The sequence below is a fragment of the Kitasatospora sp. NPDC127111 genome (genome assembly GCF_042677465.1).
Classification (GTDB): Bacteria; Actinomycetota; Actinomycetes; order Streptomycetales; family Streptomycetaceae; genus Kitasatospora.
Genome location: NZ_JBHXTG010000031.1, coordinates 39,719 through 57,728 on the forward strand (window position 1 = coordinate 39,719; position 18,010 = coordinate 57,728).

An 18,010-nucleotide genomic window follows, 5' to 3' on the forward strand; every position below is an offset into this window, starting at 1 on the left:
GGACCGTGGACCGCACAGTCCAAGACCAGGCAGCCGCGTGGATGCTCGCCACGGTGACGGCCGTCGGAACCGGCGTCGTCACGATCAGCACCGCAACTGGATCCGTGGCCAACGTCCGCCGGCTCGCCAGCTACAGCCCGACCGTCGGTGACACCGTCATGGCCACCCGCAACGCGGCCGGGACGTGGCTCGTCGTCGGCGCACTCGTCTGACCTCTGAAGGAGGATGAATGCCCGGTACCGACTCCCTTCAGCAGGGGCTGCCGTACCCGAAGCTGAGCGACGCACCGAACGCGGAGGCGGCTGGCAGCGCACTTGTCGAAGCCGCCGCTCCGAAGATCAACATGCGATTCGCCAATGCCGCCGCTCGCAACGCTGCAATCACGAACCCCGTTGCAGGGATGGAGGTTTGGCTCGTTTCGGAGAAGCGTAAGGAGATCTACGACGGTGCCGCATGGACGCGCTTCGTCGCACAGGGCGACTGGGTGACGTGGACGCCGGTCTGGACCATGGAGAACCTGGGTGCCAGCCTCTCCACCGGCCGATACCGCCGAACGGGAATCCGAGTCGAGTTGGAGGCCAAGCTGGCCTGTGGTGCCGGCTCTACGCTCGGTACCGGTGCGGTGCTGCTGGCGCTGCCGACACCGGCCGCTGACTCCCTGGATCTGGCGAAGAACCGGCAGGGCTCCGGTCGACATGTCGACGGTACCGGTTCGGCCTGGCACACGCTGATCCCCGTCATCGACTCCGGTGGCCTGACAGCCAGCATCTTCACCTACCGCATGTGGGACATGGGCTGGGTCTACCCCGGCACGTCTGGCACCGGCCAGGGCGGAAGCGGCTCGCTCGCGTGGGCGCCCGGTGGTTCGCTCCGTGTCCAGATGGAGTACGACGCCGTCTCCTGACCCCTGCACCGCCTGCTCTTGCAGCCCCCGCCATCCGGCGCAGGGGCTTTTTCTATGCCCTGAGGAGGGCCAGTATGTCGACGTCCCCCGCAGCAATCATCGCGGTGGCGGTGCCCGAAGTCGGGTACCACGAGGGCCGAAACGCCAACGGTAGCTGGAACAATCGTGAAAAGTACGCGGCCGAGGTTCCAGGTCAGGCATGGGTGTCCGACGACGGTGAGCCGTGGTGTGCCGTCTTCGTGTCCTGGCTGGCGCTGAAGTCGGGGAATGCCGATGTCTACCCGCGCACGGCTTCCTGCTCGATCGGGGTCGCATGGTTCCGCACGAGAGACCGGTTCAGCGAGTACCCGAGTGTTGGCGCGCAGGTGTTCTTTGGCTCTGGCGGTGGGTCGCACACTGGTCTCGTCGTGGACTACGACGAGAACACCATCACCACCATCGAAGGCAACACCAACGACAACGGCAGCGCGGAGGGCGATGGCGTCTACCGCAAGGTTCGCCGTCGCCGGGATGCCTACGTCTACGGCTACGGCCACCCCGACTTCGCGCAGGGCCCGCGCCGGGCGGTGGAGGCGCGGTGGGTGCTCGACGGCACGCAGGCACCCGCTCCTGCGACGAAGAGCGTTACTGTCAGGGCCGGGCAGACCCTCGCAGGTATCGCTGCTGCTGCCGGCGTCGCGCTGTCGGTGATCCTGAGTCTGAATCCACCTCTCGCGAGCCACCCCGATGTGATTCAGCCCGGCGACGTCGTCACCGTGCCGGCCGTTCCCGGGCAGGTACCAACCTCCCCGACGGCGCCGACGCCAGCACCGACGCCGGTCCCGGCACCGCAGCCATCGACTCCCGCTCCGGCGTCGTCCTTCCCCGGCACTGACGAGTTCGGCCCGGGCGCCGACAACTCCTTCGTCACCCGGCTCGGCGAGATGCTGATCAAGCGGGGTGGCGGACGCTTCTACTCCGTTGGCGCTGGCCCACGCTGGAGCGACGCCGACCGTCAGGCCGTCGCCGCCTTCCAGGCTGCTCAGGGCTGGAGCGGGGCGGACGCGGACGGCATCCCGGGGCCGACCACCTGGGCGTTCCTCGTCACCGACCAGGGCCGGGACATCCCGGCTGCTGCACCGTCGAAGCCGGCTTCGGCACCGACCGCGTGGCCGGGGGACCGGTACTTCCACGCCGGTGCGGTGAACTCGTACGTGACGAGGCTCGGCCAGGCCCTTGTCCGTCACGGCTACGGCACCTACTACAAGCAGGGTCCGGGTCCGACCTGGACCGATGCCGACCGCCGGGCAACGGCTGCATTCCAGCGCTCGCAGGGGTGGCACGGTTCCGCGGCTGACGGCTACCCGGGCCCGGAGACCTGGCGGAGGCTGATGGGTTGAGCCCAGAGATCGTGATTGCTTTCATCAGTGCGGCCGGCGTCGTGGTGGCTGCCACGGTGCCGGCCGTGCTCGGCCTCCGTCGCGCCCGGGGAGCAGCGGAGGCGGAGGGTGCCGCCACCCGCGAAAGTGTGTCCGTGCTGGGTGCATCCCTGGCCGAGCGGATTGACGCCGTCCGTGACGAGCTGCGCAGCGACGTCGCCGAGATCCGCGAGAGCGTCACTGACGTGCGGGCTTGGCAGGCCGGACACGATGCCGAGCACTTGCTCATCCGCGGGGCAGAAGACTGAGGCCGGGGCAAACGGATCCCCTGGGCTGCACAGTAACGCCTTCCGTCAGGCATCGACGGAAGGCGGAGCATGAATATCGGCATCATCGGCAGGGCACGTGTTGGCAAGGACACGGCCGGTGCCTGGCTCGTGCGGGAACGCGGCTACCAGCGGGTGGCATTCGCTGACGCGCTGAAGGACGCGGCGCTCCGGGTCGATCCGGTGGTTCAGACGTTCGCCTGCGGCGACGGCTGCGAAACCACCGAGCACCGGCTCAGTGAGGTTGTGCGGTGGGACGGCTGGGAGATGGCGAAGGCCATCCCGGAAGTCCGCCGTCTCCTCCAGGAACTTGGCGCCGCAATGCGTCAGGTTGACCCGCGCATCTGGATTCACGCCGCGCTGACGGAGGTCAACGTCATGAACGACCTGGGCCGCGCGGCCGTGGTCACTGATGTCCGGTACCGCAACGAGGCGGAGATGCTGCGCTCCCACGGCTTCCACCTTCTCTACATCGACCGTCCCGGAATCCCTCACCTCGTCCACGAATCAGAGGGCGCGCTCGGGCCGGAGGACGCGGACTACACGATCATCAACGCCGGGTCCGTGGCCGATCTGGAGTCCGCCGTCCAGCTCTTCCACAAGCGCGTCTACGACGCGGAATCCGCCCGGCACTACGGCCGGGCCTACGAATAGGGGGCCAAATGTCCAAGATCCTCGCGCGGATGAAGGCCGCATCTCAGCTCATCGCACTAAACGCTGTGGCCTGGCTGCGGACGATGCTCGCTACCGAGCCGGCCCGGGTGCGGGCAGCAGTCATGTCTGGAGTCGTCGCCCTGGCCGTGTTCGTCCCAGCCCTGGCCAACAGCAACATCGCAGGTCAGGTCACTGGTGTCGTTCTCTTCCTTCTCCAGATAGTCATGGGGGAGCAGACCCGGTCCCGGGTGACCCCCGTGGGTAAGGAGTAAGTGTCTCGAAAGCCCCGTCTTCCCAAGTCCTCGGGAAGGCGGGGCTTTTTGCATTTTCAGGCCATCCATATGGCGGTAGTTGTTCTGCGCAGCACAAGAGGGCTACTGTCGGCCCATGACGCCGCCACCATCCGCCCGCCCTCTCACGGAAGCGCTGGCCCGACTATGGGACAGCATCCGCGAGCGCCATCCGGGTATCCCAGCAGCAGCCATCGCTGTAACGAATCAACATCCGTCGACCGACCATGGACCCGCCCGCTGGGGCGACGGTTCTACGCTACAGGTCGTGGTCAGCCGGGACACGTTGGCGGAGGGGGCTGAGGCCACGCTCACAGCCCTGATGCACGACGCTGCCCACCTGCTGAACTGGGTTAACCAAGTCTCCGACACAACACGCCGGGGCAGCTATCACAACCGTAGGTTCGCCGATGCTGCGGAAGTCGTCGGTCTGTCCTGGCCAGACGGAAAGCTGGCTCCCGCATCATCCGGATTCCGAGACGTGGTGCTATCCGACCAGGTCAGGGCTTATCCGGAAACGCCGAAGCTTCTGACGGAGCTGGAAGCAGCCATCACCACTACGCTGCCGGCGCTTGCCCCACGACGGGAGTCCGGCAAGACACGGACGCGCATCACGGCTGCATGCGCATGCGAGCAGCCCCGGAGAATCACCCTGACACCCAGCACACTGGACCGCGGGATGATCATCTGTGATGTCTGCCGTCAGCCGTTCAAGGCTGCCCAAGACTGAGCCGTACCTACCCAACTGCACTACCGTGCCGTGCAGTACGTCGGCAGGTGCTTGGTAGGCTGCCGCCCCTACTACATCATGTATGGAGGCCCCGTGTCGGAGGCCAAACTTCCTGCTCGCCGGAACAGTGGCGCTGTTGCGCGTCGGGCGAAGATTCCTGCTCTCGTGGAACTGGACGAGGCTCGTACCCTGCCGGTGGACGTGCTGACGTCGCAGGCTGAAGACCTTATCCGTGCGCACAGCCAGCTCCAGCATGCGGATACGTCCGTACTACGAAGTCTCGCCGTGGTCCTGGTGTCGATCCGGCTCGCGATGGACGATCCTGCTGGCTCGTCCTACGCGTATACGCAGAAGGCCGCCGAGATTTACCGGGACGCCGGCGTTCCCCCAGCCGCCAAGGCGAAGACGCAAACGGCTGTCCGCTATCACATCTCGAAGGTGCTGCGGGAAGCTGTGTCTCCGAAGGAGATTGCAGCGCTCGGCCTGAAAGAGAAATCGATCCAAGAGCGGCAGGTGGATCGTCGCAGCGTTACGCGTGCCCTGGTCGTCTCGGCCCGAGCGGAGGAGACGTCGCGCCAGCTCGTTCCTGACGGTGACGGCCAGAGGGAGGCTCCGGGCGCACGCCAGGTTGCGGACCACCTTCGCCTGGCAAAGATGCTGGGTCGCGTGATCGGGGACATGCAAGCCGACGTCATCGCTGACGACATGACGCCGGAGCAACGGGGCGTCTTGGACGCCTTGCTGGCCGAATTGATCAAAGATGCTCAGAGCCTCCGCGCTGTCATCCGGAAGGCGGGCAAGCGCTGACGTTCTGCCCCTGACTCGTCACACATAGTCCCCGTCGCCCCCTCCGGCGGGGAGATGACGTGCCCGAAGGGGCAAAAGTGCCGTACCAACCCCTTATTTCTAGTCTCTCTAACGCGTGTTAAGAAGAATAGGAAAAGGGCGGTTATTCGGACCCTTTTGGCCCCGGCGGGGGAGGACGAAAGATCTTGACGCCGGGGCAAACGCATCCGGCCGCGTTGCACAGTAACCCCTCTGCACCCGACAGCAGAGGGAGACAGCATGGCAGTAGCCACCATCAAGCGGGGGCAGTCCCGCTTCTACATTGATCCGGATAACGGGGCGACGAAGGTCCCCGGCGTTACGAGCGTGCTCAGCATGCTTCCGAAGGACTTCCTGAAGTTCTGGTCTGCGAAGCTCGTCGCCGAGACGGCAGTTTCCCACTGGGAGCACGTCCAGGGCATTGCCCGGACCGACCCTGACGGTGCGATCGACTTCCTGAAGCGGGCGCCGGACCGGGTTACCCGCCAGGCCGGTGACGTCGGATCGAAGGCGCACGACATCTTCGAGCGCCTGGCCCGCGGTGAGCGCGTCGGACGCGTTGGCCCGGACATGGTCCGGTATGCAACGCACTTCGCGGCCTTTCTGCAGGAGATGCAGCCGGAGTTCCTGCACCTGGAGGAGACGGTCTGGTCGGACGAGCACGGTTACGCCGGCAGCTTCGACGCCATCGCGCGTATCGATGGCGAGACGGTGATTCTGGACTGGAAGACCACCCGGTCCGGCGTACACGAGGACGTCGCACTCCAGCTCAAGGCCTATGCCATGGCGGACAGGATGATCCTCGCGGCCACCAACGAATCCATTCCGGTGCCGGCCATCGACGCGGCAGCCGTCCTCCACGTCCGGCCGGAGGGCGCAAAGCTCGTGCCGGTCTCGTGCAGTGACGATCTGCTCGACGTCTTCCTCTCTCTGCTGCCGATCTTTCAGTGGGAGCGAGAGCGGAAGAAGACGGTGCTCGGCCGACCGGTCTGGACCACGGGCCTGGAGGAGACCGGCACGGAGAGGCGGGCGGCGTGAACGACTTCGACAAGCTGGCCGCCGAACTTCGCTGGCCTCCGTTCCTGGCGGAGTCGGCGAAGAAGGCCGACCCGCAGGCGGAGGCGTTCGCGCGCGTTGCCGCACTTTGCGTGGTCGGCCTGGCCTTCCTCCCTCTCCGGGCCTGGCTCGTCATGGTCGGCGTCGGCGCCCTCCACGGCGTCATGCTGGCTGTCCCGGCGCTCGGCTACGGGACGACGCTGCTCGTCCTGCTCGGCTGGGGCATGCTCCGCGGCGCGAATGTGAGCGCCAAGTAGACGCTACTGCAACCCCCTTGAGCCTCCGGCTGCTTCGGCGCCGGGGGCTTTCGGCATAGAGGCACCGAGAGGAGACCGGCAATGCAGTCACAGACCCCTGTCCGTCGCTTCCGCGAGACCCGCTATCCCCACCAACGTTCGGAGGGGACGACCACCCGCCGGAGCAACGGGGCGACGAAGGCTCTGATCCGTCAGCGACCGCCGATGGACGTTGGCTTCCTCGCCTGGCTTGTGGGCGTCGACCCGGCGGAGGTTCAGGCCTATGCGGAGGTGGGGGACTGGCCCTCGCACTGGGTGCCGCGCGCACAGGCCACCCTGCGCCGGCTCGGTGTGGAGTGCCAGGTGGAGGCCCGGGAGCTCTGGGAGAAGGGTGTCCGATGAGTCGATCCGTCGAAGCCGTTCGCGCCGAGATCCATGGCGACTTGGACCGGTGGTTCGGTGAGGAGTACGACCGCCTGGCGGAGATGCTGGACGACCTTCTCCAGGCCCACGCGCACGAGCTGGCGGAGAAGATCCGCGCCAACTGCAATGGTCACGGCGCAGACCTTCCAGACGCGGAGGACGCGGCTGACCTGATTGACCCGGAGGTATCCGGGTGAGCCTCTTCCCATCTGGCGCATGACCCGCTGGAGGACGGCAGCGTGCCTCCACGCTGCCGTGGCGGCCGGCGATATCACCCCTGACGAGGCACTGAAGGACACGGGGCCCAACGAGTGAGGTCGCGCTAGTCGACTAGCGGAACTTCCTTCCGCCCAGGCAAACAAACATCCGGATCTGCACAGTAACCCAGCTACAGCCCCCAACGGGGAGCGCAACGCGTCAGACGAGACGTCAACGAGAGGCAGACAACATGGCAGGACTGCGACTGTGGGACACCGATCCGGACGCCAAGCCGAAGCCCCGCGCATCGTTTGCGGATGACGTGGTGGGCCGCTTCCGCTCCGGCCGTATGGTCGGCCGGACTCCGGAGAGCCTGGACGAGTGGCGGGTGACGTCGGGCGATCCCGTTGTGGCCGCCCGCATCGCTGCTCTCTACGGCGGCACCCCCAAAGAGTGGGCCACGGAGGGTGAGGACACGCTGGAGGTGCTGACCGACACGCCGAGCGTGGACATCATCATCGACGGCGCCTCCGCGATCACGTCCGACATGCGCCTGTACGGCCAGTTCGGTTCGGAGCTGATCCACCACTGCGACGGCGTGGAGTTCCTGGATGACGAGCGCCGGGGCCAGCCGTGCGGCTGCCCGGAGTCGTTCCAGGCCCGCAAGGCGGAGGCGAAGATCGGCAGGGCTCCGAAGCCGAACGTCGTGACGAACTTCCGGCTGCTGGACGATCCGGATCTCGGGCTGTTCCGCTTCCGCTCCGGCGCGTGGGACCTGGCCGCCACCCTGCATGAGGTGCTGGAGGCACTGGACCAGGTCGGCGGGCCGGCACGGGCGACGCTCACCCTGGAGCCGGTCGAGTTCAAGATCAAGAAGGGCCCGAAGAAGGGCACGATCGTGAACTACACCAGGCCCGTGATCAAGGTTCTCGGCGCCTACGAGGCCGCCGTTCCGGTGGAGCTGGCCGACGCGGCCTGATCCACGACTGCGCCCGGTCCCGCGGAGTAGAGGTCCGCAGGACCGGGCGCTTTCAACTGTAGTGCAGAAGCAGAGGAGAGCATGCCGATCCTAGAGCTATGCGCCGGTTACGGCGGGCTGGGGTTGGCGGTCGAGCAGCTGATCGGCGATCAGGTGGCATTCGTCGCTGAGTCCGATCCGGCTGCTTCCGCTGTGCTGGCCGAGCGCTTCCCCGAGGCGCCGAACATCGGGGACATCACCTTGTACGACTGGACTCAGCTTGTCGGCCGGGTCGACATCATCACGGCAGGGTTCCCATGCCAGGACATCAGTAACGCGGGTAAGAGAGAGGGGATCGGCGGTGGCCGCTCCGGCATCTGGAAGAACGTCGCCGAAGCTGTTCGCGTCATACGACCCCGGTTCGCGTGTCTGGAGAACGTCGCGGCGATCCGGTCGCGCGGGCTCGACGTCGTTGCTGAAGACCTGGCCGCGATCGGGTATGACCTCCGGTGGACATGTCTACGGGCTTCCGCCGTGGGAGCCGCTCACCACCGAGACCGATGGTTCGGACTCGCAACTCCCCATGCTCCCGACTCCCCGAGCATCGGACGGGCCGCACGGCGGTCCGAACCAACGGGGGAGCGGTGGGGACTACGCGCTCCCCGGGGCAGTGGTCAACTTGCTGCCGACACCGGCAGCGCGGGACTGGAAGTCGGGAGCCTCAAACCTCGGGACCAACGGTCGACCCCTGTCGGAGGTGGCACTTCTTCTGAAGACGCCGACCGCGAACCTTGGGCGCAACGGTGCGCCACAGCACCCGGACAGACGGAAGAGGGGGGGGCACGGCCCCACCCTTGAGGACGAAGCCGCATACCTTCTTCCCTACTCCGACGGCGAGCGACGGAGCGGGCGGAGCGGGGACGAGCCCCACCCGGGCCGGCGGACTGAACCTGAGAACGGCCGTGAATCTCCTGCCGAATGGTGGGGCGACTACCTCCCCGCCATCCGACGGCAGGAAGCGTTGTCAGACCGCCCTGCGCCTGCCCCGACCGAGATCGGGCCACGTGGAGGGCGACGGCTGACAGCGTGCTTCGCGGAGTGGCTGATGTGGCTTCCCGACGGCCACGTGACCGGAGTTCCGGGTCTGACCCGCGCGCAGCAGCTCCACAAAATCGGTAACGGAGTGGTGCCTCCGCAGGCTCTCGAAGCCTTTCGGTGGCTTATGCAGCAGCACGAAGAGGAGAGGAACAGCTATGGCACGCAAGTTGACTGACTTCACCGGACAGGACGTGCGCGAAGGCGCCGTCATCGTCTACAGCACCCGGCAGGCCAACAGCGTCCGCATGTCTGAGGGCGTCGTCCGGCAAGTCGCGTCCTACCGGGACCCGAAGGGCCGGACCCACAAGACGCTGACGGTCCAGCCCACCGGCAGGGACAGTGGAGACATCCAGCGTAAGACACGCAACGTCGTGGAGATCGCCGCCGAGCACTTCGCCGTGGTGGGCTACCAGAGCCCGACTGCCTGACCCAGCCGCTTCACTGGCCCCCGCACACCGACGATGCGGGGGCTTCGCCATGCACGGACAAGAGGAGATTGACGCAGCGTGACGGAGCAGATGTTCAAGGTCGGCGACAAGGTGAACCACTGCTCGTACGGCGCGGGGGTCGTGAGGTTTGGCCCCTTCGCGCCGGTCGCCACCGACGAGGCGTGCCGATACCTCGTGGAGCTGGAGAGCCACCACGGGCGGCACGGGATGTTCGATCGTGACTCGCTGACGGCCCGTCCAGCCTTCGAGATTGGCGCGGCCGTGGTGGTCGACGGGGAGCGCTGCACGGTGGCCGCCGGGCCGTTCCGTGACCGGTACGAGAGCAGCCGGCCGTGGTACGTCGTGGAGAACCCGGACGGCAGCCACGAGACGTCCGCCGTGCGGTACATGACGCCGGCCCCGGCGGACGAGCCGGTGAAGATCGGTGACCGGGTGCGGGTGGTCGAGGCCGCCTACGCTGAGGAACTGATCGGACACGTCGGGCGCGTCACGGCCATCGACGGATCGTGGACGCCTCGCGGGGGCGAACTCCACCCGTTCACGGTGGAGTTCCCTGACGGTGGCAGGATCAGCGCTCGCCGTGTGGAGCGTGTGGACGAGGCCCCGGAGACCTACATCTACCGCTACACCACCTATGACCTCACCGCCAGCTACCGCGACCGGGACGGCGACGTGTGGCACTTCACAGGGCTCGCTGACGCGGCCGGATGCCCGAAGGTGTCGCTTACCCGCGGAACGGGCCGACCGCTCTCGGAGATCATCGACAACTTCGGCCCCCTGACGAGGGTCATCGGCTGATGGCCGTCTCCATCATCAGCCCGGACGCCGCCCCCGCAATCGGTGACGTCCGGGCTCTCGGCGAGCGTGACCTGATCATCGTCGCGGCCGGATCCCGGGACCGCCGGGACTGGCCGCGCTACATGGACGCGATCGGCGTTGCGATCACGCGCGGCGCAGGAGTGATCCACGCGGATGGAGAGCCGGAGTGAACGGTCTGCTGATCTACATCGTGTGCGTGCTCTGGGCCGGCGGCTGCTTTGCGCTGGTCGTACTGCTGCTGGCAGGGCTGTTCGGCTTGGCGCACCGCCTGTGCGGGTGCCTGAAGGAGAGGAAGCGCTGATGGGCCGCACCATGCTGGCGGAAGGCGATGTCTTCCGCGTCAAGATCGTGCGTCGGGCGTGGCAGTACAACCCGGACTTCCACTACTTCAGGAACCCCGACGTCCCGCGGCGTATCTACTCCGGCGAGACGGTTACCACCTACGCCGGTCCGTACAAGTCCCGAGGCAGTGCCGCCGGGCAACGGATCGCACTCGCCTGCTGCTACGACCGCGACGCCGGGGAGTACGTCCTTCGAGAGGACATTCTCTCCGCCACCATCCAGCGGGCCCGGACGACGTGGGAGGACGTGGAGTGATCATCATCCCCGACGACGGCGAAGAGCGCGCCATCACGGAGGCCGTGTGGGAGGCGTTCGAAGGCTGGTACGGCGACAAGGCGTATCGCCACGCGGACTTCGTGGAGGAGCTAGAGACGGTTCTCCGGAGGCACATCGCGGGCGAGATTGCAGCCGAAGGCGCCCGGCTCCGCGAGGATGAGGAATACCCCATCAGCCGCGAGGAACGGGACTGCTACGACGACGCGGCGCGAATCGCTCTCGGGGCTGCCGATGGCTAACCCATCGAAACGCAAGGGCACGGAATGGGAGTCCGCGTGGACTGCCTACGTCCGCGAGCATCACAATCCTCGCGCTCACCGCAACGTCCAGATGGGCGCGAAGGACATCGGCGACGTGGACGGCTACTACCTCCACGCCGCGGAGCTGAAGGCCGAGCGCTCCATCACGTTGGCCGACTACATCGCGCAAGCCAACCGCGAAGCCATCCACGCTGGCCAGCCATACGGCTGCGCGGTAGTCAAGCGGCCCCGGGCAGGGGTCGCGGCCGGCTACGTCGTGCGGGACGTAGCCACCGACGCCCGCCTGATCAACCGACTCCGGGACGCGGAGCAGACCCTCCAGGCCATCGCGCCGACGGTCTATGCGGACCATGTCCAGCGCCACGGAGAGGGGCACTGATGGCGACACAGATCAGGTTCACGGGCTGGCTGATGTACGGCGGGCGACGGGATCGCAGCTCGGAATCAGTCGTGGAGGTCGTACTACTTCGGGGCGACAAGCACGCCGAGTACTCGCTGACTCTGGACGAGGTGGTCAGCGTGGACGAAGTCCCGCATGAGGAGTGACCGACATGGACACCTACATCAGCCACTCGTCGTGGCGGCGCGAGGAGTGGAAGGGACACCCCTCGAAGGAGGGCGCCCGTCGGGCGATTCTGTACAACCGAGGGCGCAGTGCGGTACTGACGATCTTCCGTCTGGAACGCGGATCCGCCGGTCTGGCCTATCGCGTGGTTCCGCAGGAGTACTGGGATCTGGAGTTCGCGGACTAGGACCTGTCCGGGCGATCATGTTCGGAGCTAGATGAATCCGGTTCTACCCCAGTCTTGATCGGGTCACCAGCACGACCGCGGGTCTTGTACGTGCTCTGGCGAGTGTCGGTCCTCTCCCCTGCCCAGGCCGATCCGGACCAGGAAGCCAGGGTCCGCGTCCCGCGACGGGGCAGCGATGTGCACCCGCTGGGTGCCGGGGATGCCCACTTCGACAAGGGCACCGCCTCGGAACATCCACAGACCGAACAGGTCGTCGTCCTCGTCGTGCAGCATGACCTGCACGCAGGCGGGCTCATTCCACGGCAGAGACTCCAGGTCCTTGAGCACGCCGTGGCGCCGGTTCCACCGCTCGAACTCGATGTGCCAGCCCCCTACGAACCAGGGGATCTGCACGAAGCAGCCGTGCCAGGTGCGGGCCTCGTCCGGCCGCGTCAGCGGCTCCATCACCTCGTCCTCGTACCGGGCCAACACCATGACCTGCGCCATTCTGCTCATGCCCACATGCCACACCATTCCGGGCACCCAGGGCAATCGATTTGGGACCCGGAGCCGTCGGGGCTCTTCCGTTCACAGAGTCCACCGCCTAGAGCCGCACGCGTCAAACACGGGGCGTTCTCTTTGGAGGGCGCCCCTTCTTTCACATTTCAGAGGAGAGGAGAGCACGTGCAACTGTCGGACCTGTTGGGCCGGCTGACCGGCGTCACGGAGGACCATGACGGCTACCTGGCTCTCTGCCCCGTGCACGCGGACCGGCGGACGCCTAGCCTGAAGCTAACGCTGCGAGAAGACGGGAAGCTCCTGCTCGTCTGCCGGGCTGGCTGTCAGAAGGACGCGATCCTGAAGGCGCTCCGCCTGGCGCCGTCGGACCTCTTCGGCGTCACCCCAGGCACCGCGACCCGCACTGTCTCCGCCGCCCCGCCGGAGTCGATCGGACCGGGCGAGATAGCCGGGCTGCGCCTCTTCGTGGACGAGACGGCTGCCGCGCTGGCGTTGTCACCGGAGGCCGTCGACTACCTGATGCGCCGCTTCGGTGTCGGCCTGGAACTGGCGGAGGAACTTGGCATCGGCTACGCCGCCTCCGGCGACCGCCCGCAGAAGTGGCTGAGCCGTGGATTCACTCGCTTCCCGCGGATCACGGTCCCGCTGACCGGTGTGGACGGCGTAGTGCGGGGGCTCCAGGGGCGTGACCTCTCCGGCCGGTGCCCAGCCCGATGGGTCTCGCTCGCCAACGTGGACGGGCGCACGTGGGCGAAATGGGGGTTCCTCTCGGCCGGCTCCGGCTATGACACCGTGCTCGTCACGGAAGGCCCGGGGGACGGGCTGACGGCCGTGGGATGCGGCTACGACGCCGTCATCATTCGCGGCGCCGGGCTCGCACAAAACAAGGACGTTGTCCGGGAATTGGTCACCGTGCTGCGTGGGCGTGACGTCGTCTTCGCCGGGGATGCGGACCGGGCTGGCAGGGGCTTCACGGGAGGCCTGTCGCGCGCGCTGACGGCGGAGGGAATCGCGGGCAGGCGTCTGTCCATCCCGACAGAAGGATGGGACCTGACGGACTGGCGCGAGGACGACCCGGCCGCCTTCCCCGCCGAGCTGCACCGCGCGGTGCGCCTGGCGGAGCCCGTTGATCTGGACGACCCGGAGCCTCCGACCCCGTCAGCCCCGGCTTTCGTGGAGGACGAGACGGATCTCCCCGTGCTGCGCGGGTCGGCCCGGGAGGCCTTCGACAGCACGGACGTCGGCCTGGCCGTGCGCCTTCGGGACTACATGCGGTCGACGGGAGGCGGTGTCCGCTACGCGTCCGGGCTCGGGTATCTCGTCTGGGACGGCACCGTGTGGGTTCAGGGCCAGGACGCTGTCCGTCGCGCGCTACACCGCATGGGCGCTGAAATGATCGCGGAGGGCGGCGACGCGGAGCGGAAGTTGGCGCTGAAGGCGCTCACCAACCGGCACATCGACGGCGTCTTGAAGGAGCTGCCGAGTGTGCCCGGGGTGCCGGCGAACGCGTCGGACTTCGACGCAGACCCGGAACTCCTCTGCGTCGCGAATGGCACGGTGCACCTGCCGACGAAGACGCTCCGCCCTCATGACCCGGCGGACATGATCACGAAGCGGCTCGCGGTGCGATATGTCCCCGGTGCGCCGGCGGAGCGGTGGCTCCTGTTTCTCGCGGAAGTCTTCCCGCACCACCCGGAGCTGCCCGGCTACATGAAGCGGCTCGTTGGGTATGGAGTCAGCGGGTCGACTGCGGAACAGTGCTTCGCCTTCCTCCACGGTCAGGGCGCAAACGGTAAGTCGGCGTTCCTGGATGCGCTGAATCACGTCTTTACCGGCATCACGAAGAGTACGGAGTTCAGCACCTTCGAACAGCGCGTCAACGTTGGCCAGGCGTCGCCGGAGCTGGCGTCCCTGCGCGGTGCCCGACTGGTCACGGCCTCCGAGACGGAGAAGTACAGTCGCCTGGCTGAGGCGCTGGTCAAGCAACTGACTGGCGGCGACCCGGTGACGTGCCGGTTCCTGAATCAGAACCCGTTCACCTACGTTCCGCGGTTTCTGCTGATGGTTGCCGGCAACTACAAGCCGGCCATCCTCTCGCAGGATCTCGGTGTGTGGAGGCGGGTCAAGCTGATCCCGTTCGAAGCCGTGTTCCGTGGCGCCAACGCGGATCCGTCGCTGGCAGCCAAGCTCCGGGGGGAGGCTGAGGGCATCCTCGCGTGGGCCGTTGACGGTGCCGCGGAGTGGTACGCGCATGGGCTCGAAGAGCCGTCCACCGTTCAGGCCGCGACGACTGACTACCGCGAGTCGGAAGACCGCTTGGAGGAGTTCATCACCGCTTGCCTCGTCCGCGAGGAAGGCGCCCGCGTCCAGCCGATGCAGCTTCGCCGGGCATACGCGGACTGGGCTGAGGACGCCGGGCTGAGCCGGAAAGAAGTGCTCTCCGGCTGGGCACTCGGGGTGGAGATGGAGTCCCGCGGCTACCGCAAGCGCAAGAGCAGCGGGCGTTGGGGATTCGACGGGATTCGCTTGGCCAGCGACTCCGAGCGTCGGCAGGCGGAGGCGGGGGAGACGGCTCAGGCCGACTTGAGCACTGGCAGGACGGACATCTTCGGGCAGCAGAAGGAGACAGCGTGATCACTTATGAGTTCCCAGTCCGGGAGCAGCTCGTCCCGGTCCACGTCGTGCTGTCCGACGATGATCGCCGAGCTTTCCGGGAGTGGGTCATCGGTCAGGCCCGCGAGGGTCGACGGGTGGCGGTGGACACGGAGGCCACGGGGCTCGACACCTTCAGCCCCGGGTTCCGCCTTCGGGTGGTCCAGTTCGGTACGGAGGACGTCGCGTACGTGCTTCCCGTTGACTACAACCGGCAGCTTCAGGAGCTTGCCGCGTGGGCACTGGAAACGCTGCCGAGCCTGCTGATGTTCAATGCTCCTTTCGACTGCCTGGTGATGGGACGGCATCTTCCGCGGGTCACGCTCGAATCGCTCTGGCCGAAGACGACGGACGGCTACATCCTGGCCCACCTCTGCGATCCCCGACAGCGCCTCCAGGGCGGGGTAGGCAACAAGCTGAAGGAGCGCGCGGAACATCACATAGACCCGTTGTCCCCCGACCAGCAGAAGGAGCTGATTGCTGAGTTCCACAAGATCGGGAAGACGAAAGACACCGGGTGGGCGCACATCAGCCTGACGAACAAGTCCTACCTGACGTACGCCGGGGCGGACGTCATCTTGACGTCGCGCCTTGTTCCGAAGCTGGAGGCAGAGCTTCAGCGGTTGAGCGTGAACCCCGTGCTGGTGCCGTTTGAGCATCAGTTGGCGCTCATCTGCGCCATCATCGAGCGCCGGGGAATGCGGATCAACCGGGAGACGACCGGTCGGCTGTCCGGACGTCTCGCGGAGGAGGCGGTCCGGTACGCGGAGACGGCCAGCCGCTACGGCGTGGCGAACGTCAACAGCACGCGGCAGCTGTCGGAGGCGCTGCTCGGGATGGGGGAGACCATCCCCGAGCGCACCGCGTCTGGCGCCGTCCAGGTCGACAAGACGGTGCTGATGCGTCTCGCCGACGTCGACAAGGACTGGCAGCCGATCGGATCCCGCACGGGCAACCCGCTCGCCATGGCGGTTCTGCGCAGCAAGAGGGCTGGCAAGTGGCGCGTGTCGTACGCGGAGGCCATGCTCGCGAAGGCGGACGCGGATGACCGGGTGCATCCGAAGATCGGGGCTCTCATGGCTCGGACGGCGCGTATGTCCGTTGCGGATCCGCCGTTCCAGCAACTGCCCTCCGGCGACTGGACCGTGAGGCACTGCGTGGAGGCCGACGAGGGGCGGCGGATGATCAGCGTGGACTTCTCCTCCGTGGAGCCCCGTGTCATGGCGGCACTGTCCGAAGACCCCGTGATGACGGCCGCCATTCTCCGCGGCGCTGATCTCCACAACCTCACCGCAGAGTCGGTGTTCGGAGCCGACTTCACGAGTGGTCAGCGCAAGGTGGCCAAGGTGGTTCAGCTCGGCGTCGCCTACGGGGGAGGCGCCAAGACGATCGCTGCGCAGACAGGGCTGACGCTGCCGGCCGCACAGGCGGCACTGAAGGGTTACAAGCGTACGTACCCGACGCTGGCGCGTTACATTCGCGCGCTTCAGCGGCAGGTTCAGCGCGACGGCTACGAGCTGCGGACCCCGTCGGGACGTCGGCTCGTGTTCGACCGTGACGCCGCGTACGCCTCGTTCAACGGGGAGATCCAATCGACTGCGCGAGACATCTTCGCGCAGGGCATGTTGGAGATCCAGGAACGTGGGCTTACCCCTTACGTGTTGGCCCCGATCCACGACGAGATCGTGGCGGACGCGCCAGCCGCCGAAGCGGAGGACGTGGCGCGCGAGATCGGGGAGGCCATGCGGATGACGTTCCGCGGGATTCCCATCGACACCGACCCCGACGTAGGCGGGCGTTCCTGGGGTTCGCTGTACATGAAGAAGGCCGAGACCATGATCGAACATGACTCGTGGTACGCCACCCATCCCGACGCAGCGCAGGCTGCTGAGCTGGCGCGAGCGTGACGAGGCGGGGGAGTAGTGCATCCCCTGACGGTAGCGCCCCCCGCCGACAAAGGGAACACGCATTCGAATCCGTTCGGACGCATGTCGCTCCCGCCCGCCATCGGCCGGTGTGGGTGGTGCCAGCCGTTCGCCGTCGGGAGCCGGCGCCTGCCGTCGACTGGGCGGCGCTGTGTGTGCAGTGGGAGGAGATGGGGTGGTTCGGCTGTTTCTACTGCGACGGTCCGCTGACCGTCATGGAGCTGGATCACGTCATCCCGCTGTCGCGCGGTGGGGCTGACGCGACGTCGAATCTGGTCCCGGCCTGCTCGCCGTGCAACGGAACAAAAAGTAACCAACCGGCCAGTCTGTTTGTGCATGACCAGACGCAGCCAACGGCGATAGCTGTGCGTGCATAGCTGCTCACGGTGAGCCTGTGACCAGCAGTAACAGGGCTGGGCGACACGCCCGGACGCTCCGCAGAGTGGCCAAATTTTCGTACCGGTTGTGTCAAGGATGCGTGTGGGGAAACGCGCAGGTCATGTGCTGTGCAGCTCACGTTGCATATGCCTGGAAGCGTGCCCGAGGGGTCGTCAAACCGGGACGAAACGCCACTATCGCAAGTTCAAAGCTGAACGGAATCCGTTGTCCGAAAGGTGCCCATGACCTACAGTCTCTCCCACGTCACTCCAGCAACGCGGCAGGTGGGGGCTATGGCGGGCGTGCTCCGGCGCGACCTGGCCGAAGTGTGCCTGCTGGCGGACCTGTGTGACGCAGTGGCTGAAATGAGAGGGCGACGCCCTCCAAACGATCCCGACAACACGGGCCGCCGTGCAAGCGCCGGCCCCGGACGTCCGACAGAGGACATAGCGCTGGACGACGCGCGACGACTCGTCACAGACGAGCTGGCCACGGCCGCCGAGCACATGAGAACTGCAGCCGCGTACGTCAAGGGCGTGGCGGCAGCACTGGATAGGGCCCTCTCGGCCTGGGAGGGGGAGCCCTACACCATCGAGGGGGCCG

General features: G+C 66.9%; 26 protein-coding genes. 25 read left to right on the plus strand and 1 reads right to left on the minus strand.

What is annotated here, in order from left to right; all coding sequences use genetic code 11:
• Nucleotides 1-53: 53 nt before the first annotated feature.
• The 22 genes from ACFVHB_RS20065 (at nt 54) to ACFVHB_RS20170 (ending at nt 11,954) form a co-directional block, all read left to right on the plus strand.
• Nucleotides 54-212: a hypothetical protein gene (locus ACFVHB_RS20065; RefSeq protein ID WP_380323609.1), complete on the plus strand. Its 159-nt coding sequence runs from the start codon at nt 54-56 to the stop codon at nt 210-212.
• A gap of 17 nt (nt 213-229) precedes the next feature.
• Nucleotides 230-904: a hypothetical protein gene (locus tag ACFVHB_RS20070; protein ID WP_380323612.1), complete on the plus strand. Its 675-nt coding sequence runs from the start codon at nt 230-232 to the stop codon at nt 902-904.
• Nucleotides 905-978: 74 nt separating this feature from the next.
• Nucleotides 979-2,283, plus strand: a complete 1,305-nt coding sequence (locus ACFVHB_RS20075) for a peptidoglycan-binding protein (protein WP_380323615.1) — start codon at nt 979-981, stop codon at nt 2,281-2,283.
• Nucleotides 2,280-2,570, plus strand: a complete 291-nt coding sequence (locus ACFVHB_RS20080; protein ID WP_380323618.1) for a hypothetical protein — start codon at nt 2,280-2,282, stop codon at nt 2,568-2,570. Before ACFVHB_RS20075 ends, ACFVHB_RS20080 begins: the two co-directional genes overlap by 4 nt.
• 69 nt (nt 2,571-2,639) lie before the next feature.
• A complete protein-coding gene (locus tag ACFVHB_RS20085) occupies nt 2,640-3,242 on the plus strand; it encodes a hypothetical protein (RefSeq protein WP_380323621.1) in 603 nt (200 codons plus the stop codon).
• 8 nt (nt 3,243-3,250) lie between these two features.
• The gene (locus tag ACFVHB_RS20090) at nt 3,251-3,514 is read left to right on the plus strand and encodes a hypothetical protein (protein WP_380323624.1); all 264 of its coding nucleotides are present in this window, start codon (nt 3,251-3,253) and stop codon (nt 3,512-3,514) included.
• A gap of 286 nt (nt 3,515-3,800) precedes the next feature.
• Nucleotides 3,801-4,262 carry a hypothetical protein gene (locus ACFVHB_RS20095; protein WP_380323627.1) on the plus strand — a complete coding sequence of 154 codons (462 nt, stop codon included), beginning with the start codon at nt 3,801-3,803 and terminating at the stop codon, nt 4,260-4,262.
• Between the two features lie 165 nt (nt 4,263-4,427).
• Nucleotides 4,428-5,069 (plus strand): hypothetical protein, encoded by a 642-nt coding sequence (locus tag ACFVHB_RS20100; RefSeq protein ID WP_380323630.1) that lies wholly within the window; start codon nt 4,428-4,430, stop codon nt 5,067-5,069.
• A gap of 258 nt (nt 5,070-5,327) precedes the next feature.
• A complete protein-coding gene (locus tag ACFVHB_RS20105; RefSeq protein ID WP_380323633.1) occupies nt 5,328-6,125 on the plus strand; it encodes a hypothetical protein in 798 nt (265 codons plus the stop codon).
• Nucleotides 6,122-6,400: a hypothetical protein gene (locus ACFVHB_RS20110; RefSeq protein WP_380323636.1), complete on the plus strand. Its 279-nt coding sequence runs from the start codon at nt 6,122-6,124 to the stop codon at nt 6,398-6,400. The genes ACFVHB_RS20105 and ACFVHB_RS20110 overlap by 4 nt, the downstream gene beginning before the upstream one ends.
• Before the next feature lie 204 nt (nt 6,401-6,604).
• Nucleotides 6,605-6,781 (plus strand): hypothetical protein, encoded by a 177-nt coding sequence (locus ACFVHB_RS20115; protein WP_380323638.1) that lies wholly within the window; start codon nt 6,605-6,607, stop codon nt 6,779-6,781.
• Nucleotides 6,778-6,999, plus strand: a complete 222-nt coding sequence (locus tag ACFVHB_RS20120; RefSeq protein WP_380323641.1) for a hypothetical protein — start codon at nt 6,778-6,780, stop codon at nt 6,997-6,999. Before ACFVHB_RS20115 ends, ACFVHB_RS20120 begins: the two co-directional genes overlap by 4 nt.
• 251 nt (nt 7,000-7,250) lie before the next feature.
• Complete coding sequence (locus ACFVHB_RS20125) at nt 7,251-7,979, plus strand: hypothetical protein (RefSeq protein ID WP_380323644.1); 729 nt, start codon at nt 7,251-7,253, stop codon at nt 7,977-7,979.
• An 81-nt stretch (nt 7,980-8,060) separates the two neighbouring features.
• Complete coding sequence (locus ACFVHB_RS20130) at nt 8,061-8,816, plus strand: DNA cytosine methyltransferase (RefSeq protein ID WP_380323647.1); 756 nt, start codon at nt 8,061-8,063, stop codon at nt 8,814-8,816.
• A 395-nt stretch (nt 8,817-9,211) separates the two neighbouring features.
• Nucleotides 9,212-9,484: a hypothetical protein gene (locus tag ACFVHB_RS20135; RefSeq protein WP_380323650.1), complete on the plus strand. Its 273-nt coding sequence runs from the start codon at nt 9,212-9,214 to the stop codon at nt 9,482-9,484.
• A gap of 78 nt (nt 9,485-9,562) precedes the next feature.
• Entirely contained in the window at nt 9,563-10,303 is a 741-nt protein-coding gene (locus tag ACFVHB_RS20140) for a phiSA1p31-related protein (protein ID WP_380323653.1), read from the plus strand.
• On the plus strand, nt 10,303-10,494 hold the full coding sequence (locus ACFVHB_RS20145; RefSeq protein WP_380323656.1) for a hypothetical protein: 192 nt from the start codon (nt 10,303-10,305) through the stop codon (nt 10,492-10,494). Before ACFVHB_RS20140 ends, ACFVHB_RS20145 begins: the two co-directional genes overlap by 1 nt.
• A complete protein-coding gene (locus ACFVHB_RS20150; RefSeq protein WP_380323659.1) occupies nt 10,491-10,625 on the plus strand; it encodes a hypothetical protein in 135 nt (44 codons plus the stop codon). Before ACFVHB_RS20145 ends, ACFVHB_RS20150 begins: the two co-directional genes overlap by 4 nt.
• Nucleotides 10,625-10,921, plus strand: coding sequence for a hypothetical protein (locus ACFVHB_RS20155; RefSeq protein ID WP_380323662.1), 297 nt, complete (start codon nt 10,625-10,627; stop codon nt 10,919-10,921). The genes ACFVHB_RS20150 and ACFVHB_RS20155 overlap by 1 nt, the downstream gene beginning before the upstream one ends.
• Nucleotides 10,918-11,181 (plus strand): hypothetical protein, encoded by a 264-nt coding sequence (locus ACFVHB_RS20160; protein ID WP_380323665.1) that lies wholly within the window; start codon nt 10,918-10,920, stop codon nt 11,179-11,181. Before ACFVHB_RS20155 ends, ACFVHB_RS20160 begins: the two co-directional genes overlap by 4 nt.
• A gap of 91 nt (nt 11,182-11,272) precedes the next feature.
• The gene (locus ACFVHB_RS20165; protein ID WP_380323668.1) at nt 11,273-11,581 is read left to right on the plus strand and encodes a hypothetical protein; all 309 of its coding nucleotides are present in this window, start codon (nt 11,273-11,275) and stop codon (nt 11,579-11,581) included.
• Nucleotides 11,582-11,753: 172 nt separating this feature from the next.
• The gene (locus tag ACFVHB_RS20170; RefSeq protein WP_380323671.1) at nt 11,754-11,954 is read left to right on the plus strand and encodes a hypothetical protein; all 201 of its coding nucleotides are present in this window, start codon (nt 11,754-11,756) and stop codon (nt 11,952-11,954) included.
• A gap of 63 nt (nt 11,955-12,017) precedes the next feature.
• Here ACFVHB_RS20170 and ACFVHB_RS20175 read toward each other — a convergent pair whose 3' ends face one another.
• Nucleotides 12,018-12,449: a hypothetical protein gene (locus ACFVHB_RS20175; RefSeq protein ID WP_380323674.1), complete on the minus strand. Its 432-nt coding sequence runs from the start codon at nt 12,447-12,449 to the stop codon at nt 12,018-12,020.
• Between the two features lie 168 nt (nt 12,450-12,617).
• Here ACFVHB_RS20175 and ACFVHB_RS20180 point away from each other — a divergent pair, with 168 nt between their 5' ends.
• The 3 genes from ACFVHB_RS20180 to ACFVHB_RS20190 all read left to right on the plus strand — a co-directional run bounded on the left by ACFVHB_RS20180 (nt 12,618) and on the right by ACFVHB_RS20190 (nt 17,406).
• Nucleotides 12,618-15,086 carry a phage/plasmid primase, P4 family gene (locus ACFVHB_RS20180; RefSeq protein WP_380323677.1) on the plus strand — a complete coding sequence of 823 codons (2,469 nt, stop codon included), beginning with the start codon at nt 12,618-12,620 and terminating at the stop codon, nt 15,084-15,086.
• Entirely contained in the window at nt 15,083-17,011 is a 1,929-nt protein-coding gene (locus ACFVHB_RS20185; RefSeq protein WP_380323680.1) for a DNA polymerase, read from the plus strand. Before ACFVHB_RS20180 ends, ACFVHB_RS20185 begins: the two co-directional genes overlap by 4 nt.
• A gap of 188 nt (nt 17,012-17,199) precedes the next feature.
• On the plus strand, nt 17,200-17,406 hold the full coding sequence (locus ACFVHB_RS20190; protein WP_380323766.1) for an HNH endonuclease: 207 nt from the start codon (nt 17,200-17,202) through the stop codon (nt 17,404-17,406).
• Nucleotides 17,407-18,010 lie beyond the last annotated feature (604 nt).